The following is a 21492-nucleotide window of genomic DNA, read 5'->3' as shown; positions in this document are numbered from 1 at the left end:
CACTCCTGAAAAAGGGTGGCAAAGGATTTTGAGAACGGCCTCAAATCCCTTCGCCGGCGTTATCCGGATCAGGTTCGACGGGTATTATCTCAGCGCCTGGTATCCAGGGCACCCCGTTGAGAACGGCTCATTGTAATGATTTGCCTGGCATTATTAAAGAACATGTTGGGTTAGTTTTCTGGCGGAGCAAACCAGGCGGATTTGAAGTCGAACCACCCCAGTGTATTCATCCGCAACCCCCGCATGCTGCGCTGCCCCTGGATAGTGAGCCAGTGGTGAATCAGTGGCAGTACATGTTGCTGTTCGACACACTGGCGTGCCCATTGCGCCGCATTTAGCTCACCTGCGCGCCATTGTTGGTGGGCCTCTTTCATGGCAATACCCAGCCCTTTGCTCAGCAGGGGAATTTCGTACAGATGAGCAAAGACCGAGTAATCCAGCGGCAGTGTGAAATTGGCGCTGTTAAGCCAAATATCGCTGTGCACATCGCCATTAAACCAGGCGTTATAGCTGATTTCCTGTATCACCAGGTGGATGCCGTGTTGTGCCAGACGTTTACTGATAATGTCGCTCAGAGTGCGGTGTTCTATGTGGTCAGCATAAAATGTGAGCGTAAGGCTGGTCAGTCCTTCTGGTTTGCCATACTCCGTACTGGCCGGAGTGTGGTGCCAGCGGGGCAGTAACCCCCAGGCTGGAAACCACAGGCGATGATATTGAGGGTCGCTGTCAGCCAGAATATTTACGGGTGAAAGTACCTGGCTCAGCCATGCCCTTACATGCGGGTTGGCACCATGTTTAGAACGCTGGTCAAACAACAGGTAATAGCAGCCCTCTTCCAGGCGGCTTTCTTCTGCTTTTTCACTCTGGCTGCCATCTTCGAGAAAGACACCGCAGCTCATGTCTTCGCCGATTTCGGGCAATACCCAAATATTGACTTCATCAATCAGCGCGCGGAAGCCAAAGTAGTCATCAAATGCCTGAATACTGAGCTGGCTGGTATTATTGCGTGTAACAGAATAAGGGCCGGTTCCGGTTGGATGGGTGGCGAAATGCGGCAATGACTCCCATTCCCGAGGCAAAATCATGGCGGAAACCCCCGCCATCAACCAGGGCAGCCAGTTATCAGGCTCGTGAAGTATGATATCCAGCGTCCAGTTGGTCGGCGACGATATACTGGCAATATGCTCATACAAAGGTTGCTGGTTAACCCGGTTCAGTGAATACAGTACATCGGCCATTTCGAGTTCACGCCCGTGGTGAAAATGTACTCCGGGACGTAAAAAAAAGCGCCAGTGGCAAGGTGATAATTGCTGCCAGTGGTGAGCAATGTCTGCTTCCAGTTCCCCATTTTCCTCATTTATTCGCGTCAGCCCATTGAATATTTGCCGCACAATGTGAGTTTCGGAACGGCGCAGTGGCGTGCCGGGTAATAAATTCAGCAGTGGGCGGTAATAAAGTACCCGCAGAATATGGCGCCCCTGGCGGAAGCTGCGCCCCAGGTGTGAGAGCAGCATTTTTTTGACTTCATCTTTATCGCCAACGATTTGTACCAGTTGGTCAACCCGGTCCTGCTCCAGTAAGTCTTCCGCCCGCTGTTGCTGAAGAGATAAACCTGTATAGATAAATGTCAGTTGTGAACGTTTGCCGCGCCCGGCCTCTGCTTCCCATGTCAGCCAACCTTTTGCCTGCATGGCATTGAGCAGAGTACGCATATGGCGCCGCGAGCAATTGAGCAGGGTGGACAGATCATGCAGCGTTGTGGATTGAGGCCGGCCGTCACAACATTGCCATAACCGGATGAACTGCTGCTGCAAGCGTGTTGATGCCATAAAAGAGGAACTCCGGGCGAAAACTCATCAATTTATCTTTCCCTATATTACGCCAATACTGTTTCGTGATGAAAGCGAGGTTAACTTATGAAGCGTTCCTTTGCAGAGCAGTTTTATTTGGCTTTTTTTACTGCAACACGGCGTGTTTCTGGTTCATGGCTGGCCTGCCCTGGCCCTCAACAACGTGTGCAGATGCTTGATGAACTCATGCAGTGGCACTGTTCATATCCTTGTGCTTTGCACAGACATCATCGTTCTCATCAAGTGTGACTGAGTATTGGTGCTTTTAACCAACCAGCGGCAATCGTGCTGCTGGTTTTTTTCGTTTAAAATCTACCCGGCGATGGGCGTTTTTTCACAGGACATAATAAAAGGACCTATGAGATGCATTGGCTGATTACGCAGGGAAGGCATTTAAACTCGGTATTACTGGCGTTTATGGCTGTTGCGTTCATGCTGGGCGTGGCGGGCGCACTGCAGGCTCCCACACTGAGTTTGTTCCTGAGCAAAGAAGTGGGGGTGACTTCATTCTGGGTTGGCCTGTTTTACACGGTAAATGCTGTGGCAGGTATTGCTGTCAGCATGATTCTGGCTAAACGTTCAGACCGAAAGGGCGATCGGCGTAAACTGATTATTTTCTGCTGCCTGATGGCCGTCGCCAACAGCCTGGTGTTTGCATTCAATCGCCATTACCTCACTCTGATAACCCTTGGTGTTTTTCTGGCGGCGCTGGCCAACACCACCATGCCACAAATTTTTGCTCTGGCACGTGAATACGCAGATAACTCAGCCAGAGAAGTGGTGATGTTCAGCTCTATTATGCGTGCCCAGCTTTCACTGGCCTGGGTAATTGGCCCTCCGTTGTCCTTTATGCTGGCGCTGAAATTTGGTTTTACCACCATGTTTTTATGTGCCGCAGGTATTTTTGTGGTTGGGGCATTACTGGTGGCATTTTGCCTGCCTTCTGTGCCCCGGGTATTTGGCCCGGAGAACCAGGCCGTAGCGGCTGTCAGTGGCTGGAAAAACCCCAATGTGCGGCGGTTATTCATCGCCTCTATGCTGATGTGGACCTGCAACACGATGTATATCATTGATATGCCGTTATGGATAACCAGCGTCCTTGGGTTGCCCGAAGCGCTGGCGGGTGCATTGATGGGGACGGCGGCGGGTCTTGAAATACCGGCAATGATCCTTGCTGGCATGGTTGTAAAGCGTATGGGTAAACGCCGGATGATGGTGTTTGCTGTTGCTGCCGGGGTTGTGTTTTATGGTGGGTTATTGCTATTCCCTACACGTAATGCATTGATTGTATTACAATTGTTTAACGCGATTTTTATTGGGATTGTGGCTGGTATCGGTATGCTCTGGTTTCAGGACCTGATGCCCGGGAAGGCGGGGTCTGCCACCACTCTGTTCACTAACAGTATTTCTACCGGTGTGATCCTTGCAGGGGTATTACAGGGTTCGCTGGCGCAGCAGTTTGGCCATGGGAGTGTCTACTGGGGTATTCTGGTGTTGAGTATTTTGGCGCTGGGGCTGACCTGCCGGGTAAAAGATGTGTGAGCGGTTGTGTTGCGTTACAGCCAGGCAATGGCACCATCAACTATCAGGTGCCATTGCCTGTATTGGCGTTTATAACCAGTAAGGCTTAACGCATAAACGCAGGCTGGTTAGTTTCGTAAGCCGCGATAGCGTCTTCATGCTGTAATGTCAGGCCTATGCTGTCCAGCCCGTTCAGCATGCAGTGACGGCGGAAACCATCAATGCTGAATGACCAGGTTTTTTCACCCGCCTGAACAGTTTGCGCTTCCAAATCCACAGTGAATTCCATGCCAGGGTTTTCCTGCACCATGGTGAACAGGGTATCGACATCCTGGTCACTCAAGGCAACGGGCAACAGCTGGTTATTAAACGAGTTGCCATAAAAAATATCGGCAAAGCTCGGGGCAATAACAACTTTGAAGCCGTAATCGGTCAGTGCCCAGGGCGCGTGTTCACGGGAAGAGCCGCAACCAAAGTTCTCACGCGCCAGCAGAATAGACGCGCCTTTATAGACGGGTTTATTCAGCACAAAGTCCGGGTTGGGTTCCTGGCCTTTATCATCCAGAAAACGCCAGTCATTAAACAGGTGTGCACCAAAGCCGGTGCGGGTTACCTTCTGCAAAAATTGTTTGGGAATAATTGCGTCGGTATCGACATTTGCCGCGTCTAACGGGACAACAATGCCTGTGTGACAAACAAATTTCTCAGCCATGGTTTTTCCCTTATTTCAGTGTGCGGATATCAGCAAAGTGACCAGCGATGGCAGCGGCAGCAGCCATTGCCGGGCTAACCAGGTGAGTACGCCCACCGCGCCCCTGGCGACCTTCAAAATTACGGTTACTGGTGGATGCACAACGTTCGCCAGGGTTCAGACGGTCATTGTTCATCGCCAGGCACATTGAGCAGCCAGGTAAGCGCCATTCAAAACCGGCTTCAAGGAAAATTTTGTCCAGGCCTTCGGCTTCAGCCTGCGCTTTAACCGGGCCGGAGCCAGGCACCACCATGGCAACCACACCTGGAGCCACTTTATGGCCTTGTGCAACTGCTGCTGCAGCGCGCAGGTCTTCAATGCGTGAGTTAGTGCAGGAGCCGATAAAGACTTTATCAATAGCGACTTCAGTCAGAGGTATACCAGACTTCAGACCCATATAGGCCAGCGCTTTTTCCGCTGACGCACGCTCGACCGGGTCAGAAAAGCTTTCTGGTGCCGGGATGTTATCGGTAATAGAAATAACCTGGCCCGGGTTAGTGCCCCAGGTAACCTGAGGTGCAATTTCTGCAGCATCCAGGGTTACGACGGTGTCAAATTGCGCGCCGTCGTCGGTTTTCAGGGTACTCCACCAGGCTACTGCGGCATCCCAGTCTTGTTCTTTAGGCGCAAACTGGCGGCCTTTGACATAGTTGAACGTGGTTTCATCCGGCGCAACCAGCCCGGCTTTGGCGCCCAGTTCAATTGCCATATTACACAGCGTCATGCGGCCTTCCATGCTTAACGCTTCGATGGCTGAGCCACAAAATTCAACTACGTGACCGGTGCCACCGGCGCTGCCGGTTTTGCCAATAATCGCCAACACAATATCTTTTGCGGTAATTCCTGGCGCCGCCTGGCCGGTTACTTCAATTTTCATGGTTTTGGCACGGCCCTGTTTCAGCGTTTGTGTCGCCAGAACATGCTCAACTTCTGAGGTACCAATACCAAATGCCAGTGCACCAAATGCGCCGTGAGTGGCTGTATGGGAGTCACCACAAACAATGGTCATCCCGGGCAGAGTAATCCCCTGCTCAGGGCCCATTACATGGACAATCCCCTGGAATGCATGATTCAGGTCGTACAGTTCCACACCAAACTCTTTACAGTTTTTCATCAACTCCTGCATCTGAATGCGGGCCATTTCGCCACTGGCGTTGATGTCTTTAGTTTGTGTGGAAACGTTGTGATCCATCGTGGCAAACGTTTTACCCGGCTGGCGCACCGGGCGCCCATGGGCACGCAGGCCATCGAAAGCTTGCGGTGACGTAACTTCATGCACCAGGTGACGGTCAATATACAGTAATGGAGTTTCACCCTGGGCTTCGTAAACGATGTGTGCATCGAATAACTTTTGATATAACGTCTTTGCCATGATTACACCCCCTGAGCCACGTAGTGGGCAATTTTATCGCCCATTTCATCGGTACCCAGCGCAATAGTATCCCGTGCCAGGTCTGCTGTGCGGAAGCCTTCTTCCAGAACGCGATTGACTGCATTTTCAATTGCTGTCGCGGCATCATTCGCATCCAGGCTGTAGCGGAGCAGTAATGACAACGAGAGGATCTGGGCAACCGGATTGGCGATATTTTTGCCAGCGATGTCCGGCGCAGAGCCCCCGGCTGGTTCGTATAAACCAAACCCTTCTTCGTTCAGGCTGGCAGAAGGCAGCATACCCATAGACCCGGTTATCATGGCGCATTCATCAGACAGAATGTCGCCAAACAGGTTTGAGCACAGCAGTACGTCGAATTGCGCCGGGTCTTTGATTAACTGCATGGTGGCGTTATCGATATACATATGCGACAGCTTCACATCCGGGTAAGACTGTGCAATTTCTGTCACGATTTCACGCCACATTACTGAGGTTTGCAGCACGTTAGCTTTATCAATCGAGGTAACGATACCGCGGCGTTTGCGGGCAGATTCAAAAGCAATGCGGGCAATGCGCTCAATTTCAAAGCGATAATACACTTCGGTATCAAACGCTTTTTCATGAACACCGCTACCTTCGCGGCCTTTTGGCTGACCAAAGTAGATCCCGCCAGTTAATTCACGCACACACAGGATATCGAAGCCTTTTTGCGCAATGTCTTCGCGCAGCGGGCAAAAACTTTCCAGCCCTGCGTATAATTTTGCCGGGCGCAGGTTGCTGAATAATTTGAAGTGTTTACGTAAAGGCAATAATGCGCCACGTTCAGGTTGTTCCGCCGGGGGCAGGTGTTCCCATTTCGGGCCACCAACTGAACCAAATAAAACGGCATCTGCCTGTTCGCAACCCTCAATTGTTGCTGCAGGAAGCGGGGTACCGTGGCGGTCAATCGCCGCGCCACCGACATCATATTCACTGGTGGTAATCTGTAAATCAAAACGATGGCGGACAGCGTCCAGTACCTTCATTGCCTGAGCCATGACCTCAGGGCCAATACCGTCTCCGGGTAAAACTGCAATATGATGATTCTTTGACATGTCACATGGTTTCCTGGTTGTGTTCTTTATTTTGTGCTTTGCGTTGCAATTCTTTTTCGACTTCACCGGCGCGCCAGATGCTGTTCAGCACGTGAACCATCGCCTTGGCAGAAGATTCGACAATATCTGTCGCCAGGCCGACACCGTGGAAACGGCGGCCGTTATGGTTAACGACAATATCTACCTGCCCCAGCGCGTCTTTACCCTGGCCTTTGGCACTTAACTGATATTTCACCAGTTCAATGTCGTATTCGGAAATGCGGTTGATTGCCTGGTAAACGGCATCCACAGGACCGTTACCTGTCGCAGCTTCTGCTTTTTCTTCTTCACCACAAAATAATTTGACCGAGGCCGTAGCCATCACACTGGAGCCAGACTGGACGCTGAAGTAATCCAGGCGGAAGTGTTCGGGCTCTTCTTGTTGTTTATTAATAAATGCCAGCGCTTCCAGGTCGTAATCAAACACCTGGCCTTTTTTATCTGCCAGTTTCAGGAAGGCGGAGTACAGGTTATCCAGGTTGTAATCTGTTTCTTTGTAGCCCATTTCTTCCATGCGGTGTTTTACGGCCGCACGGCCAGAGCGTGAAGTCAGGTTTAACTGGATTTGGTTCAGCCCGATAGATTCCGGCGTCATGATTTCGTAGTTTTCGCGGTTTTTCAGTACGCCATCCTGGTGGATGCCGGAAGAGTGTGCGAAAGCATTTGCGCCAACCACTGCTTTATTTGCCGGAACCGGCATGTTGCACAGCTGGCTGACTGTCTGGCTGGTACGCCAGATTTCCTGGTGGTTAATGTTGGTATGCAGGCCGAGCATTTTTTGGCGTACTTTGATAGCCATAATGACTTCTTCCAGCGCACAGTTACCGGCACGTTCACCAATACCGTTAATGGTGCCTTCAACCTGACGGGCACCCGCGTGCACGGCTGCCATTGCATTCCCTACAGCCAGCCCCAGGTCATCATGGGTATGTACGGAAATAATCGCTTTGTCGATATTTGGCACCCGCTGGTACAGTGAACTGATGATGTTGCCGAATTCATGGGGCAGCGTGTAACCCACGGTGTCTGGAATATTAATTGTGCGGGCCCCGGCGTTGATAGCGGCTTCTACAACCCGCGCCAGGTCTTCAATTGGGGTACGGCCTGCATCTTCACAGGAAAACTCTACGTCATCAGTATAATTACGTGCCCGTTTGACCATATAGACGGCGCGTTCAATCACTTCATCCAGAGTACTGCGCAGCTTGGTAGCGATATGCATTGGCGATGTGGCGATGAACGTGTGGATACGGAAGGCCTCTGCTACTTTCAGTGCTTCTGCAGCAACATCAATATCTTTTTCAACGCAGCGCGCCAGGCCACATACTCTGCTGTTCTTGATGTTACGGGCAATGGTCTGGACTGACTCAAAATCGCCCGGTGAAGAAACCGGAAAACCAACCTCCATCACATCGATGCCCATACGCTCCAGTGCGAAGGCGATTTGCAGCTTTTCTTTTACACTCAGACTGGCCTGTAACGCCTGTTCACCGTCACGTAAAGTTGTATCGAAAATAACGACTTGCTGGTTCATTGATTCCATCCTGTCTGATTTATTTCGCCATTACGCCGGATATAAAAAAACCCGCGCATTGGCGCGGGTTTAGTTTCTTATGGGGCTTGATTAACCTTAAGCAGCGCCCACCAGTCTACCGCGCACAGTATCTGCGAGAAGTAGTAGAACTAGTAGACGAGCAAAACGAGTCATGTAATCAAACCTCCGTAATCGAATGCATTTAGTGGTAACCGATATAAAACGCCATGTCAACTTTTTGTCTCAGTGGAACGCTTCATTGATGGAAAGTATTAAGGAATTTCCTGGGTAATAATTCTGCTTTTTATCTGGCGTTGTGTGTGGTTGTGCTAAAAATGACGTTACGCATGATAGTTTATATTTTTTACCCCCGGCGGGGTAATGCTCGGTAATTTCGTGCCATTTCTTCGGTAATAAATGACCAGCTACCGGGTGAACAACATGCCTGTACTGTTGAGCAATGTTAATAGATCAAGAAACCGGGTGGCTAACACAGTCTGGGGAAACAGATTCTGGCCCGGCTTTTGTCATAACGCGTGAACGTTAATTCATGGAGTGAACAATGTCAGAAAAAATTATCGCTAAGCGACGCCCCGAAGAAGATATTAATCTTCGGCTAAAAGATAAACTCGACTTGAATTTAATACCTGTTTTTTCAACTGTTATGCAACGCCGCAATATTACTAAAGCGGCGCAGGTTTTAGGGATGTCGCAACCTGCGGTGAGTAATGCCATCTCGCGGCTAAAAAAGACCTTTGGCGACCCATTGTTTGTGCGCCAGGGAAGGGGAATTGAGCCAACCCCTCGGGCGTTCCAGTTGGAAGCGGAGTTTCAGCAGGCTCTTTTTTTGATTCATAACGTATTTCCCCCAGCTCATTTTGAGCCTCATAAAAGTTCACGTGTATTCACCCTGGCGGTTCTGAACCCGCTTGATACCTTGTTTCTTCCGCGGATTTATCAATATATTCATCACCATGCACCCGGTATTCGGCTGAATGTGTGTTCCGGCCAAAGCCGCTATACCCCGGACGGTGAACATGTTGATTTTATGCTTGGTTACGAATCCACCATGGGAGAAAACATTGTTAACCGGCTGCTGTTTGAGGATGAAATGGTTGGCGTGGCAAAGAAGACATGGGGGCAGAATGTACCTTTGATGACGGAATCAGCTTTTTATCGCGCAAGGCATGCTGTGGTTTCGCTAAAAAATAGCGATTCGTTCAGCGCGATTTGGTATGACACGCCACTCAAACGCAGCGCAATTGCTTACCAGGGGCAGTGCCTGTTTAGCCTGCTGGAGGTGGTTTCCCGAACGAATTTGATTGCTATTATGCCAACCTGGGTCACCCGGCGCTGGCATAATGGGCCAGAGATAATTCAGTTAACGCTTCCTTTAGCAGTAAAAAAACGCGCTTGTTATTTAACGGGTTACACAACAAATCCGGATGACCCCGGGTTTCGCTGGATGCTGGATACATTAACCAGAATTTGCCAAAAACCCTGAAATAAGAAAGAAGGGAGACCCAGAGCCCTTCTTTTATCGTGCTAAATCACCAGCTTCGTTAACATTTTTTTTATCATTATATTGATAACATAATTATTCATAACGCCAGCTTATGGATAGAGTAATAAACTATCAGTACGTTATTTTATGGTGAATTATGAATGTTGGGCTGTGGGTTCAAAGGTAAATGGGTATTTGCCTGCTCAATTTTCTCCAGTTATTTTAGAAAGTCCGATAATAATTTTTGTAGGTGCAGTGTGCTGCACCCAATGACGAACAGAAATGAATTCTGGCGTCGTGGCGTTAACCACAGCCTGGAGGCAAACCATGGAGATGTTGTCTGGAGCCGAGATGCTTGTTCGATCGCTTATCGATCAGGGCGTAAAGCAAGTATTTGGCTACCCCGGTGGAGCAGTGTTGGATATCTATGATGCACTGCATACCGTTGGTGGAATTGAGCATGTACTGGTCCGCCATGAGCAGGCTGCGGTACACATGGCTGATGGTCTGGCGAGAGCAACAGGCGAGGTGGGCGTCGTTCTGGTCACTTCAGGACCCGGTGCGACGAATGCAATTACGGGTATTGCCACCGCGTATATGGATTCCATTCCGTTAGTGGTGCTTTCGGGTCAGGTTGCGAGCTCTCTGATAGGTTACGATGCCTTTCAGGAATGCGATATGGTGGGGATCTCTCGCCCTGTGGTGAAACACAGCTTTCTGGTCAAACAAACAGAAGATATTCCCGGTATTCTGAAAAAAGCATTCTGGCTGGCAGCATCCGGTCGCCCCGGGCCAGTGGTTGTTGATTTACCGAAAGATATTCTTAATCCGGCTAAAAAGTTGCCTTATGTGTGGCCGGACAGTGTCAGTATGCGTTCATATAACCCAACGACCCAGGGGCACAAAGGGCAGATCAAACGTGCTCTGCATACGCTGTTAGCGGCGAAAAAACCGGTTTTTTATATCGGTGGTGGCGTGGTTACATCGGGGTGTTCTGAGGAACTTAAAACTCTGGCCGAAAGTTTAAATGTGCCTGTCGTTTCTTCTTTGATGGGGCTGGGCGCATTTCCGGGTACGCATCGCCAGGCGTTGGGGATGTTGGGTATGCATGGTACCTATGAAGCCAATATGACCATGCATAATGCCGATGTGATTTTCGCTGTTGGGGTGCGGTTTGATGACCGAACCACCAACAACCTGGAAAAGTATTGCCCCAATGCCACGGTGTTGCATATTGATATTGACCCGGCTTCTATTTCAAAAACAGTACCGGCAGATATCCCCATTGTTGGTGATGCGAAAGTCGTTCTGCAACAAATGATTGAATTGAGCGTTGGGGAAAAACAAGGCCAGCCACTGGACGATATCCGTGACTGGTGGCAGCAGATTGAACTCTGGCGGGCAAGGCATTGCCTGGAATATGACAAAACCAGTGATGCCATCAAACCACAGGCGGTGGTTGAAGCTGTTTACCAACTGACTCGGGGAGAGGCGTATGTTACCTCTGATGTTGGTCAGCACCAGATGTTTGCCGCTCTGTATTACACCTTCGATAAACCACGGCGCTGGATTAACTCTGGTGGGTTGGGGACCATGGGGTTTGGTTTACCCGCGGCCCTGGGAGTGAAGATGGCTTTGCCCGATGAAACCGTGGTGTGTATCACGGGTGACGGCAGTATCCAGATGAACATCCAGGAGCTGTCTACTGCGCTGCAATACAATTTGCCGGTGTTAGTCGTTAACCTGAACAACCGCTTTTTGGGTATGGTTAAACAGTGGCAGGATATGATTTATTCCGGGCGCCATTCCCAGTCTTATATGGCATCTTTGCCTGACTTTGTTCGCCTGGCGGAGGCTTATGGGCATATTGGTATTCAGATAACCAAACCCGAAGAACTGACCAGTCAACTTCAGGTGGCGCTGGAGCATGTACAACAAGGCCGGCTGGTCTTTGTCGATGTTACCGTCGATGGAACAGAACACGTTTACCCAATGCAGATCCGCGGTGGTGGCATGGATGAAATGTGGTTGAGCAAAACGGAGAGAACCTGATTATGCGCCGCATCATATCTGTATTACTTGAAAATGAATCCGGTGCACTGTCACGAGTTATTGGGCTATTTTCCCAACGTGGCTATAACATCGAAAGCCTGACCGTCGCGCCAACTGAAGACCCGACATTGTCCCGCATGACCATTCAAACGGTGGGTGATGAAAAAGTCCTTGAGCAAATTGAAAAGCAATTGCACAAGCTTATTGATGTTTTGCGGGTTAACGAATTGAGCCAGGGTCCCTGTGTTGAACGCGAAATTATGCTGGTGAAAGTGCAGGCGACAGGCTATGGGCGTGAAGAGGTGAAGCGCAGTGCAGAAATCTTCCGTGGTCAAATTATTGATGTCACGCCGTCGTTGTACACCGTCCAGCTTGCCGGTACCAGTGATAAGCTGGACGCATTTCTCGCCACTATCCGTGATGTGGCAAAAATCGTCGAGGTTGTGCGCTCGGGGGTAGTAGGCTTATCGCGCGGTGATAAAATCATGCGCTAATGTGGCTGATATCGTCACTGTAACCCGGCCTGAGTGCCGGGTTTTTCATTTTTTTAACACAGGAATGTGAGCCAGAAAAACAATTAAAGGTGTTATTATTGTGCGTGCAACCTTAACAGGATTAATCTATAACCCTGAATTCGGTGTGATATTGCCGTATCAGGCCGTCTGGCAGGTACAATCACTGTTGCAGGTTCGGTTGTTCTGTGCGGATTGCTGGTGGTGAGATCTCACCCATGTTATTCAGGTTTCAGGGTGTTGAAGTATCTAAATCGTTAAGGGGCAAGAGTGAAACTGGACGAAATTGCACGCCTTGCGGGTGTGTCACGTACCACTGCAAGCTATGTCATCAATGGTAAGGCTCGCCAGTATCGGGTGAGTGAAAAAACTGTTGAGAAAGTGATGGCAGTGGTCAGGGAATATAATTACCACCCTAATGCGGTTGCTGCAGGTTTGCGGGCGGGGCGAACCCGTTCTATTGGCCTGGTGATTCCTGACCTGGAAAACACCAGTTACACGCGCATTGCCAACTATCTTGAGCGCCAGGCGCGCCAGCGTGGTTATCAATTGCTTATCGCTTGCTCAGAAGACCAGCCTGACAACGAAATGCGTTGTATTGAACACTTACTGCAACGGCAAGTTGACGCCATTATCGTCTCTACCTCTTTACCGCCAGAACACCCTTTTTACCAGCGTTGGGTAAACAGTGATTTCCCTATTGTGGCACTGGACCGGGCTCTTGATCGTGAACACTTCACCAGCGTTGTTGGTGCCGACCAGGATGATGCCGAAATGCTGGCGCGTGAATTACGTAAGTTTCCGGCTAACAAAGTGCTTTATCTCGGCGCTCTGCCGGAGTTATCCGTCAGCTTCTTGCGCGAGCAGGGGTTTCGTACTGCCTGGGCGGATGACCCCCGCCAGGTCGATTTTCTGTATGCCGATAGCTATGAACGGGATAATGCCGCGCAACTCTTTGAGAAATGGCTGGAAACCCATGATATGCCGGAAGCTTTGTTCACGACTTCATTTGCGCTTCTGCAGGGAGTCATGGATGTGACGTTACGCCGGGAAGGAAAACTCCCTTCAGACCTCGCTATTGCCACATTTGGCGATAACGAACTGCTGGATTTCCTGCAATGCCCGGTACTGGCTGTTGCACAGCGCCATCGTGATGTGGCAGAGCGTGTGCTTGAATTGGTGCTGGCGAGCCTGGATGAACCGCGTAAACCGAAGCCCGGTTTAACACGTATTCGCCGTAATCTCTATCGCCGTGGCAGCCTTAGCCGTTACTAATCAAAAAAAAGAGCAGCCGTGCAGGTTGCTCTTATTATAAGAAAACTCTTAGTCCTGCTTTTTGTTATTCATTTTTTCCTCATGCCGTTTTGGAACAATCCGAATATTGATATTGTATTAATTTGTTACAGCTGTTTCGCTTGCTGAATGTATAGGATTATTCCATCAGCGTTTTTATGCCGTTTTGGGGGCGTTTTTTTTACTCCGTGGCACTTAACTCCTGCTGTTAACCTCCCGCTATTTGCCGTAAAATGCCGCCCGAGTCGCAAACTGAATAGTTTATTTTGCAATTTGGTTGTATTTGTTGGTGTTAACGTTCTGCATGTATATTTGTCACTTTTCTTACAAATATTCATAACGTTATTTCGTGTCACCGTCACAGCCTTTTACTCCATATCCTCTTTATTCACTGTTTTTGGCGAAATGTTTCGTCTGGTCGGCACTGGCGCTGGCTTGACAAGCTTTTCCTCTGCTCCGTAAACTCCTTATAGTGGGAATTTGTGGAACAAAGTGGTGAAAAAGGTAATTTAAGGGGCGACTCGATATGTTCCGTGGTGCGACGGTAGTTAATCTCGATAGCAAAGGGCGATTATCCGTCCCGACCCGCTATCGCGAAAAACTGCTCGAACTGGCTGCAGGGCAGATGGTTTGCACCATTGATATCCACAACCCATGTTTGCTGCTTTATACCTTGCCTGAGTGGGAAGTCATTGAGCAGAAACTGGCGCGTTTATCCGGGATGAACCCTGACGAACGTCGGGTGCAACGCTTACTGTTGGGGCATGCCAGTGAATGCCAGATGGACAACGCAGGAAGATTACTGTTAGCGCCGGTGCTGCGTCAGCATGCCGGGCTAACAAAAGAAGTGATGCTGGTTGGGCAGTTCAATAAGTTTGAGCTGTGGGATGAAGCAACCTGGTATCAACAAGTTAAGGAGGACATTGACGCTGAGCGGTCTTCGTCAGGCACATTGTCCGAAAGACTGCAGGATTTGTCTCTCTAAATGATGGAAAGTTATAAACATACAACAGTGCTGCTTGACGAAGCGGTAAATGGGTTAAACATTCGTCAGGATGGCATCTACATTGATGGCACCTTCGGCCGCGGGGGGCATTCTCGTCTGATTCTGTCTAAGTTAGGGGCAGAGGGGCGACTGCTGGCTATCGACCGTGATCCGCAGGCGATCGAAGCCGCCAGCCAGATCAATGATGCGCGCTTTTCCATTGTTCATGGACCGTTTTCTCACCTTGCGGATTATGTCGAAGAGCTGGGGCTTACCGGTAAAATTGACGGGATCCTGCTTGATCTTGGTGTTTCCTCTCCACAGCTCGATGACCCTGAACGGGGCTTCTCGTTTATGCGTGACGGGCCGCTGGATATGCGGATGGACCCAACGCGTGGTCAGTCTGCGGCGGAGTGGCTGCTAAGCGCTGAAGAACAGGATATTGCCTGGGTACTGAAAACCTATGGCGAAGAGCGCTTTGCAAAGCGTATTGCCAGAGCAATTGTTGAGCGCAATAAAGAAGCGCCGATGACGCGCACTAAAGAACTGGCTGAGGTTGTTGCAGCCGCAACACCGGTGAAAGACAAATTTAAACATCCGGCTACCCGGACGTTTCAGGCCGTGCGCATTTGGGTTAACAGTGAACTCGAAGAAATAGAGCAGGCGCTGAAAGGCGCTGTCACGGTTTTAGCGCCAGATGGGCGCTTATCTGTGATTAGCTTCCACTCCCTTGAAGACCGGCTGGTTAAACGGTTTATGCGTGAGCAAAGCCGTGGGCCACAAGTACCTGCAGGGTTGCCAATGACTGAGGCACAACTGCGTGCTTTAGGTGGCAGGCAGCTCAAAGCGTTAGGAAAACTAATGCCTGGCGAGGACGAAGTGGCTGACAACCCGCGGGCACGTAGCTCTGTACTGCGTATTGCCCAAAGGAGCGCGAATGATTAATCGCGTGACAGAAACCTTAAGCAAAATGACGGCGCTTGGCAGTAATGAGCGCCACTCTCTGCCGGGAATCATCGGCGGAGATATTCTGCGCTTTGGGAAACTGCCGCTGATTTTGTTTGTCGCGATTGTGGTGTCTGCGGTGATGGTCGTCACTACTGTGCATTACACCCGTTTACTGACTGCGCAGCGCGAGCAACTGGTGGTTGAACGCGATGCGCTGGATATAGAATGGCGAAATCTCATCCTGGAAGAGAACGCACTCGGTGATCACAGCCGTGTTGAGCGTATCGCAACTGATAAGCTCAAGATGCAGCATGTTGATCCTTCACAAGAAAATATCGTAGTGCAGCAATAAGGGACCGGCAACGATGAAAGCAGCGAATAAATCGCTTAAATCGAAACGTCAGGAAGAACAAGCCAACTTCGTAAGTTGGCGTTTTGCGTTGCTTTGCGGCTGCATTCTGATGGCGCTCGCTTTTCTGTTAGGCCGTGTTGCCTGGTTACAGGTGGTCAATCCCGATATGCTGGTACGCCAGGGGGACATGCGTTCCCTGCGTGTACAGGAAGTCTCCACGTCGCGCGGCATGATTACCGACCGCGAAGGCCGCCCGCTGGCAGTCAGTGTGCCGGTAAAAGCAATTTGGGCAGACCCGAAAGAACTACATGAAGCGGGTGGCGTTACTCTGGATTCACGCTGGAAAGCGCTGGCTGACGCATTAAAAATGCCGCTCGACCAAATGGCTTCGCGGGTTAATGCAAACCCACGAGGCCGTTTTATTTATCTGGCTCGTCAGGTCAACCCTGATATTGCCGACTACATCAAAAAGTTGAAACTTCCAGGCATTCACTTGCGGGAAGAATCCCGCCGTTATTATCCCTCAGGCGAAGTGACTGCTCACTTAATTGGTTTCACTAATATTGACAGCCAGGGCATTGAAGGGATCGAAAAAAGCTTCGATAAATGGCTTACCGGGCAGCCCGGTGAGCGGGTGGTGCGTAAAGACCGCTACGGCCGCGTGATTGAAGACATTTCCTCTACAGACAGCCAGGCCGCTCATAACCTGGCTTTAAGCATTGATGAGCGCCTGCAGGCACTGGTGTATCGCGAACTGAATAACGCTGTTGCGTTCAACAAAGCTGAGTCTGGTAGTGCAGTACTGGTGGATGTTAACACTGGTGAAGTTCTGGCAATGGCGAACAGCCCGTCCTATAACCCGAACAACCTGACAGGCACACCCAAAGATGTCATGCGTAACCGCACGATTACTGACGTTTTTGAGCCTGGTTCAACTGTAAAACCTATGGTGGTCATGACCGCTTTACAACGGGGTGTGGTTCAGGAAAACAGTGTGCTTAATACGGTTCCTTACTTCATCAATGGCCATGAAATTAAAGATGTAGGCCGTTACAGCGAACTGACCGTAACGGGGATTTTGCAGAAGTCGAGTAACGTTGGCGTATCCCGGCTGGCGTTAGCGATGCCGTCCTCAGCGTTAGTAGATACTTACTCACGTTTTGGGCTGGGGAAATCGACCAATTTGGGGTTGGTCGGAGAACGCAGTGGCTTATTTCCAACAAAACAACGGTGGTCTGACATAGAGAGGGCCACCTTTTCTTTCGGCTACGGGCTAATGGTAACACCGTTACAGTTAGCGCGAGTCTACGCAACCATTGGCAGCTTTGGCATTTATCGGCCGCTTTCTATCACGAAAGTTGACCCTCCGGTACCTGGAGAGCGCGTGTTCTCTGAGGCAACTGTGCGCACAGTGGTCCACATGATGGAAAGTGTCGCCCTCCCAGGCGGGGGTGGCGTGAAGGCCGCAATCAAAGGCTATCGTATTGCCATTAAAACGGGGACGGCGAAAAAAGTCGGCCCTGATGGCCGTTATATCAACAAATATATTGCTTACACCGCCGGTGTCGCACCCGCCAGTAACCCGCGTTTCGCTCTGGTAGTGGTGATAAACGACCCGCAGGCAGGTAAGTATTATGGTGGTGCCGTGTCAGCGCCAGTTTTCGGAGCAATTATGGGTGGCGTTCTGCGCACCATGAATGTTGAACCGGATGCGCTCCCTACGGGAGATAAAAACGATTTTGTAATTAATCAGAAAGAGGGTACAGGTGGCAGATCGTAATTTGCGCGACCTTCTCGTGCCGTGGGTGCCAGAGGCACCGGCGCGAGCACTGCGAGAGATGACACTCGACAGCCGTGGGGCTGCCGCAGGGGATCTTTTTGTGGCGGTGGTCGGTCATCAGGCGGACGGGCGTCGGTATATCCCGCAGGCGATAGCGCAAGGTGTTGCTGCCGTAATAGCGGAAGCAGATGGTGAAGCTGCAGACGGTGAAATCCGTGAAATGCATGGTGTTCCGGTGGTTTATCTTAGCCAGCTGGACCAGCGTTTATCCGCACTAGCGGGGCGTTTTTACCATGAACCCTCTCATTCATTACGTCTGGTGGGCGTAACCGGAACTAACGGTAAAACCACCACTACGCAGTTGCTTGCTCAGTGGGCACAGATTTTGGGTGACGTCAGTGCCGTGATGGGCACTGTCGGTAACGGTTTGCTGGGGAGCGTGGCTCCAACGGCGAATACCACTGGCTCCGCGGTTGATGTTCAGCATATGTTATCTGGCTTTGTTGAGCAGGGCGCCAACTTTGCTGCCATGGAGGTCTCTTCCCATGGACTGGTTCAGCACCGGGTCGCAGCGGTTAAATTTGCAGCCTCTGTGTTCACTAATCTTAGCCGTGATCACCTTGATTACCATGGTGATATGGCACATTACGAAGCGGCAAAATGGTTGCTGTTTTCTGAACACCAGTGTGGTGTCGCCATCATTAATGCGGACGACGAAGTAGGCCGCCGCTGGCTGGAAAAACTCCCTGATGCCGTGGCTGTTGCCGTTGATACTCCGCTCAATCCAGACAACCATAATCGCTGGCTGAAAGCGACCCATGTGTCTTATCACGACCGTGGCGCGACAATTCAGTTCGCTTCTTCCTGGGGAAATGGCGAGATAGAAAGCGGGCTGATGGGCGCCTTCAACGTGAGTAATTTATTACTCGCTTTGGCTACGTTGCTGTCACAAGGCTATGCCTTTGAATCACTTATGGCGACGGCCTCTCAGTTACAACCAGTGTGCGGCCGTATGGAAGTTTTCAGCGCCCCCGGTAAACCAACCGTTGTGGTTGACTACGCACATACCCCTGACGCTCTGGAAAAAGCCCTGATGGCAGCGCGTTTGCACTGCCCGGGTAAGCTGTGGTGTGTTTTCGGATGTGGTGGCGACCGTGATAAAGGTAAGCGCCCACTGATGGGCGCTATTGCTGAAGAGTTTGCGGATGTGGCTGTTGTGACTGACGACAATCCCCGTACTGAAGAGCCAGGCGCCATTATTGACGATATTCTTGCCGGGATGCTGGATGCCGGGCGTGCCCGTGTTATGCCGGGGCGTGCTGAGGCTGTGACCAGTGTCATTATGCAGGCTCAACCCGGTGATGTGGTGTTACTGGCCGGCAAAGGCCATGAAGATTACCAAATCGTTGGTACGCGCCGCCTGGATTACTCTGACCGTGTAACAGCAGCTCGTTTACTGGGGGTGGTCGCATGATCCCGGTAACGCTTGAGCAACTGGCATTAGTCCTCAACGGGCAACATATTGGTGCCAACTGCCAAATTAATGATGTCACCACAGATACACGAAAATTAACTTCCGGCTGTCTGTTTGTCGCCCTGAAGGGTGAACGCTTTGACGCTCATGACTTCGCGCAGAAAGCCATTGATGGTGGTGCCAGTGCATTACTGGTCAGCCGCCAGTTACCTCTGGATATTCCTCAACTGGTAGTGGAAGACACTCGTATTGCGTTTGGGCAACTGGGTGCATGGGTGCGCCAGCAGGTGCCAGCGAGAGTTGTTGCGCTGACGGGTTCTTCGGGCAAAACCTCGGTTAAAGAGATGACAGCGGCCATTCTTGGGCGTTGTGGAAACACGCTCTACACCGCAGGCAATCTTAATAATGATATTGGTGTTCCCATGACGCTACTGCGTCTGACACCAGAGTATCAGTATGCCGTGATTGAGCTGGGTGCCAATCACCAGGGTGAAATCGCCTGGACCGTTAGCCTGACTCAACCAGAAGCTGCGCTGGTTAATAACCTGGCAGCTGCGCACCTGGAAGGTTTTGGCTCGCTGGCAGGGGTGGCAAAAGCCAAAGGTGAGATTTTTGGCGGGCTGTTACCCAACGGTATTGCCATTGTGAATGCAGATAACAATGACTTACCTCGCTGGCAGGCAGTGATTGGTGAACGCAAAATTTGGCGTTTTTCACCGGAACAACCCGGCAGTGATTTTCTGGCGCGTGATGTACGGATAACCACGCAGGGTACAGTTTTCACACTGTGTACCCCTGAAGGTGAATGTGAAGTGGTGTTGCCCTTCCCTGGGCGTCATAACATTGCTAATGCTCTGGCTGCAACGGCGTTGTCTATGGCAGTCGGTGCACCGTTGAGCGCGGTGAAAGCTGGTCTTGCAGAATTACAGGCTGTTCCGGGGCGTTTATTCCCCATTGCTTTATCAGCAACCCAGTTATTGTTGGACGATAGCTATAACGCCAATGTGGGGTCGATGACCGCTGCGGTGAGCGTATTGTCTGAAATGCCGGGTTACCGGGTACTGGTTGTAGGTGATATGGCTGAACTGGGTGATGAAGCACAAGCGTGCCATCGCCAAATCGGTGAGGCGGCGAAGGCTGCTGGGCTTGATAAAGTCCTGAGTGTGGGAAGCCTGAGTCATTTAATCAGTTCAGCCAGCGGTGTGGGTGAACATTACAGCAATAAAACGTTATTAATTGAACGGTTACGTGAATTAGTGGCGCAAAACTCAACAATAACAATGCTAGTGAAAGGGTCACGAAGTTCTGCCATGGAAGAGGTGGTACATGCATTACAGGAGAACAGGACATGCTAGTCTGGCTGGCCGAGCATTTGGTCAAATATTATTCCGGTTTTAACGTCTTCTCATATTTGACGTTCCGCGCCATCGTGAGCCTGTTGACCGCGTTGTTTATCTCTTTGTGGATGGGACCACGTATGATTGCCCGTCTGCAACAGTTGTCGTTTGGCCAGGTAGTGCGTAACGATGGCCCGGAAAGCCATTTCAGCAAACGTGGTACCCCCACCATGGGCGGCATCATGATTCTGACTGCCATTGTGGTTTCAGTTTTATTATGGGCATACCCGTCAAACCCGTATGTCTGGTGCGTGTTAACCGTACTGGTGGGTTTTGGCATTGTCGGGTTTGTCGATGATTACCGCAAAGTCGTACGCAAAGATACCAAAGGGCTGGTTGCGCGCTGGAAATATTTCTGGATGTCGGTGATTTCTCTGGGCGTTGCTTTCGGGTTATACGCGGCAGGCCATGGTACTCCAGCCACTCAACTGGTGGTGCCTTTCTTTAAAGACATCATGCCACAGCTTGGTCTGTTCTACGTAGTGCTGGCGTATTTTGTGATTGTCGGTACGGGTAACGCCGTTAACCTGACCGATGGTCTGGATGGCCTGGCCATTATGCCCACCGTGTTTGTTGCTGCAGGTTTTGCGTTAGTGGCCTGGGCTACGGGTAACATGAATTTCGCTAACTACCTGCATATTCCTTACCTGCGCCACGCTGGTGAGCTGGTTATCGTGTGTACTGCAATTGTTGGGGCCGGTTTGGGCTTCTTGTGGTTTAACACCTATCCGGCTCAGGTTTTTATGGGCGACGTGGGTTCTCTGGCACTGGGTGGAGCACTTGGCGTGATTGCCGTATTGCTGCGCCAGGAGTTCTTGCTGGTGATTATGGGTGGTGTGTTTGTGGTGGAGACGCTGTCGGTCATCTTACAGGTTGGGTCGTTTAAACTACGCGGTCAGCGCATTTTCCGTATGGCGCCTATCCACCATCACTATGAATTAAAAGGCTGGCCAGAACCGCGCGTTATTGTGCGCTTCTGGATTATCTCGCTGATGCTGGTCCTGATTGGGCTGGCTACGCTTAAGGTGCGTTAA

General features: G+C 50.7%; 18 protein-coding genes and 1 riboswitch. Of the genes, 13 read left to right on the top strand and 5 right to left on the bottom strand.

From position 1 onward, the window contains the following. Window positions 1–27: 27 nt before the first annotated feature. Window positions 28–126, bottom strand: a riboswitch (TPP riboswitch). A gap of 44 nt (window positions 127–170) precedes the next feature. Further along, window positions 171–1829, bottom strand: coding sequence for an HTH-type transcriptional regulator SgrR (gene sgrR, locus DT73_RS07215; protein WP_036106243.1), 1659 nt, complete (start codon window positions 1827–1829; stop codon window positions 171–173). An 87-nt stretch (window positions 1830–1916) separates the two neighbouring features. Between sgrR and sgrT the strand changes: the two genes are divergently transcribed. Together sgrT and DT73_RS07210 are read left to right on the top strand one after the other, a co-directional pair. After that, window positions 1917–2099, top strand: coding sequence for a glucose uptake inhibitor SgrT (sgrT, locus tag DT73_RS25420; RefSeq protein ID WP_072006912.1), 183 nt, complete (start codon window positions 1917–1919; stop codon window positions 2097–2099). Between the two features lie 114 nt (window positions 2100–2213). Then, window positions 2214–3392, top strand: a complete 1179-nt coding sequence (locus tag DT73_RS07210) for an MFS transporter (protein WP_036106239.1) — start codon at window positions 2214–2216, stop codon at window positions 3390–3392. An 85-nt stretch (window positions 3393–3477) separates the two neighbouring features. On the opposite strand, the gene leuD is transcribed toward DT73_RS07210, so the two are convergent. From leuD to leuA, 4 genes are read right to left on the bottom strand one after another with little or no spacing between them, the layout of a single operon-like run. Further along, on the bottom strand, window positions 3478–4083 hold the full coding sequence (gene leuD / locus DT73_RS07205; protein WP_036106236.1) for a 3-isopropylmalate dehydratase small subunit: 606 nt from the start codon (window positions 4081–4083) through the stop codon (window positions 3478–3480). A 10-nt stretch (window positions 4084–4093) separates the two neighbouring features. Further along, the gene (gene leuC / locus DT73_RS07200) at window positions 4094–5494 is read right to left on the bottom strand and encodes a 3-isopropylmalate dehydratase large subunit (protein WP_036106232.1); all 1401 of its coding nucleotides are present in this window, start codon (window positions 5492–5494) and stop codon (window positions 4094–4096) included. 2 nt (window positions 5495–5496) lie between these two features. Then, the gene (leuB, locus tag DT73_RS07195; protein ID WP_036106228.1) at window positions 5497–6588 is read right to left on the bottom strand and encodes a 3-isopropylmalate dehydrogenase; all 1092 of its coding nucleotides are present in this window, start codon (window positions 6586–6588) and stop codon (window positions 5497–5499) included. 1 nt (window position 6589) lies between these two features. After that, window positions 6590–8161 (bottom strand): 2-isopropylmalate synthase, encoded by a 1572-nt coding sequence (leuA, locus tag DT73_RS07190; RefSeq protein ID WP_036106225.1) that lies wholly within the window; start codon window positions 8159–8161, stop codon window positions 6590–6592. A gap of 562 nt (window positions 8162–8723) precedes the next feature. Here leuA and leuO point away from each other — a divergent pair. The 11 genes from leuO to mraY all read left to right on the top strand — a co-directional run bounded on the left by leuO (window position 8724) and on the right by mraY (window position 21492). After that, window positions 8724–9665 (top strand): transcriptional regulator LeuO, encoded by a 942-nt coding sequence (gene leuO / locus DT73_RS07185; RefSeq protein ID WP_036106222.1) that lies wholly within the window; start codon window positions 8724–8726, stop codon window positions 9663–9665. A 327-nt stretch (window positions 9666–9992) separates the two neighbouring features. Beyond that, a complete protein-coding gene (gene ilvI / locus DT73_RS07180; protein ID WP_036106219.1) occupies window positions 9993–11717 on the top strand; it encodes an acetolactate synthase 3 large subunit in 1725 nt (574 codons plus the stop codon). Window positions 11718–11719: 2 nt separating this feature from the next. Then, window positions 11720–12211, top strand: coding sequence for an acetolactate synthase small subunit (ilvN, locus tag DT73_RS07175; protein WP_036106216.1), 492 nt, complete (start codon window positions 11720–11722; stop codon window positions 12209–12211). A 288-nt stretch (window positions 12212–12499) separates the two neighbouring features. Beyond that, the gene (gene cra, locus DT73_RS07170; RefSeq protein WP_036106213.1) at window positions 12500–13504 is read left to right on the top strand and encodes a catabolite repressor/activator; all 1005 of its coding nucleotides are present in this window, start codon (window positions 12500–12502) and stop codon (window positions 13502–13504) included. Window positions 13505–14048: 544 nt separating this feature from the next. Then, complete coding sequence (gene mraZ, locus DT73_RS07165) at window positions 14049–14507, top strand: division/cell wall cluster transcriptional repressor MraZ (RefSeq protein WP_036106212.1); 459 nt, start codon at window positions 14049–14051, stop codon at window positions 14505–14507. Further along, complete coding sequence (gene rsmH, locus DT73_RS07160; RefSeq protein ID WP_036106207.1) at window positions 14508–15452, top strand: 16S rRNA (cytosine(1402)-N(4))-methyltransferase RsmH; 945 nt, start codon at window positions 14508–14510, stop codon at window positions 15450–15452. Beyond that, the gene (gene ftsL / locus DT73_RS07155) at window positions 15445–15807 is read left to right on the top strand and encodes a cell division protein FtsL (RefSeq protein WP_036106204.1); all 363 of its coding nucleotides are present in this window, start codon (window positions 15445–15447) and stop codon (window positions 15805–15807) included. The genes rsmH and ftsL overlap by 8 nt, the downstream gene beginning before the upstream one ends. A gap of 13 nt (window positions 15808–15820) precedes the next feature. Next, a complete protein-coding gene (locus tag DT73_RS07150; RefSeq protein ID WP_036106201.1) occupies window positions 15821–17587 on the top strand; it encodes a peptidoglycan glycosyltransferase FtsI in 1767 nt (588 codons plus the stop codon). Continuing rightward, on the top strand, window positions 17574–19061 hold the full coding sequence (gene murE / locus DT73_RS07145) for a UDP-N-acetylmuramoyl-L-alanyl-D-glutamate--2,6-diaminopimelate ligase (protein ID WP_036106198.1): 1488 nt from the start codon (window positions 17574–17576) through the stop codon (window positions 19059–19061). Before DT73_RS07150 ends, murE begins: the two co-directional genes overlap by 14 nt. Beyond that, window positions 19058–20416, top strand: coding sequence for a UDP-N-acetylmuramoyl-tripeptide--D-alanyl-D-alanine ligase (gene murF / locus DT73_RS07140; RefSeq protein WP_036106196.1), 1359 nt, complete (start codon window positions 19058–19060; stop codon window positions 20414–20416). The genes murE and murF overlap by 4 nt, the downstream gene beginning before the upstream one ends. Continuing rightward, window positions 20410–21492, top strand: coding sequence for a phospho-N-acetylmuramoyl-pentapeptide-transferase (mraY, locus tag DT73_RS07135; protein WP_036106193.1), 1083 nt, complete (start codon window positions 20410–20412; stop codon window positions 21490–21492). The genes murF and mraY overlap by 7 nt, the downstream gene beginning before the upstream one ends.

The sequence above is a fragment of the Mangrovibacter sp. MFB070 genome (assembly GCF_000705335.1).
In the GTDB taxonomy this organism is placed as follows: domain Bacteria; phylum Pseudomonadota; class Gammaproteobacteria; order Enterobacterales; family Enterobacteriaceae; genus Mangrovibacter; species Mangrovibacter plantisponsor.
The sequence above is the reverse complement of the archived record's forward strand: the minus strand, read 5'-3'. Positions and strand labels throughout refer to the sequence as shown.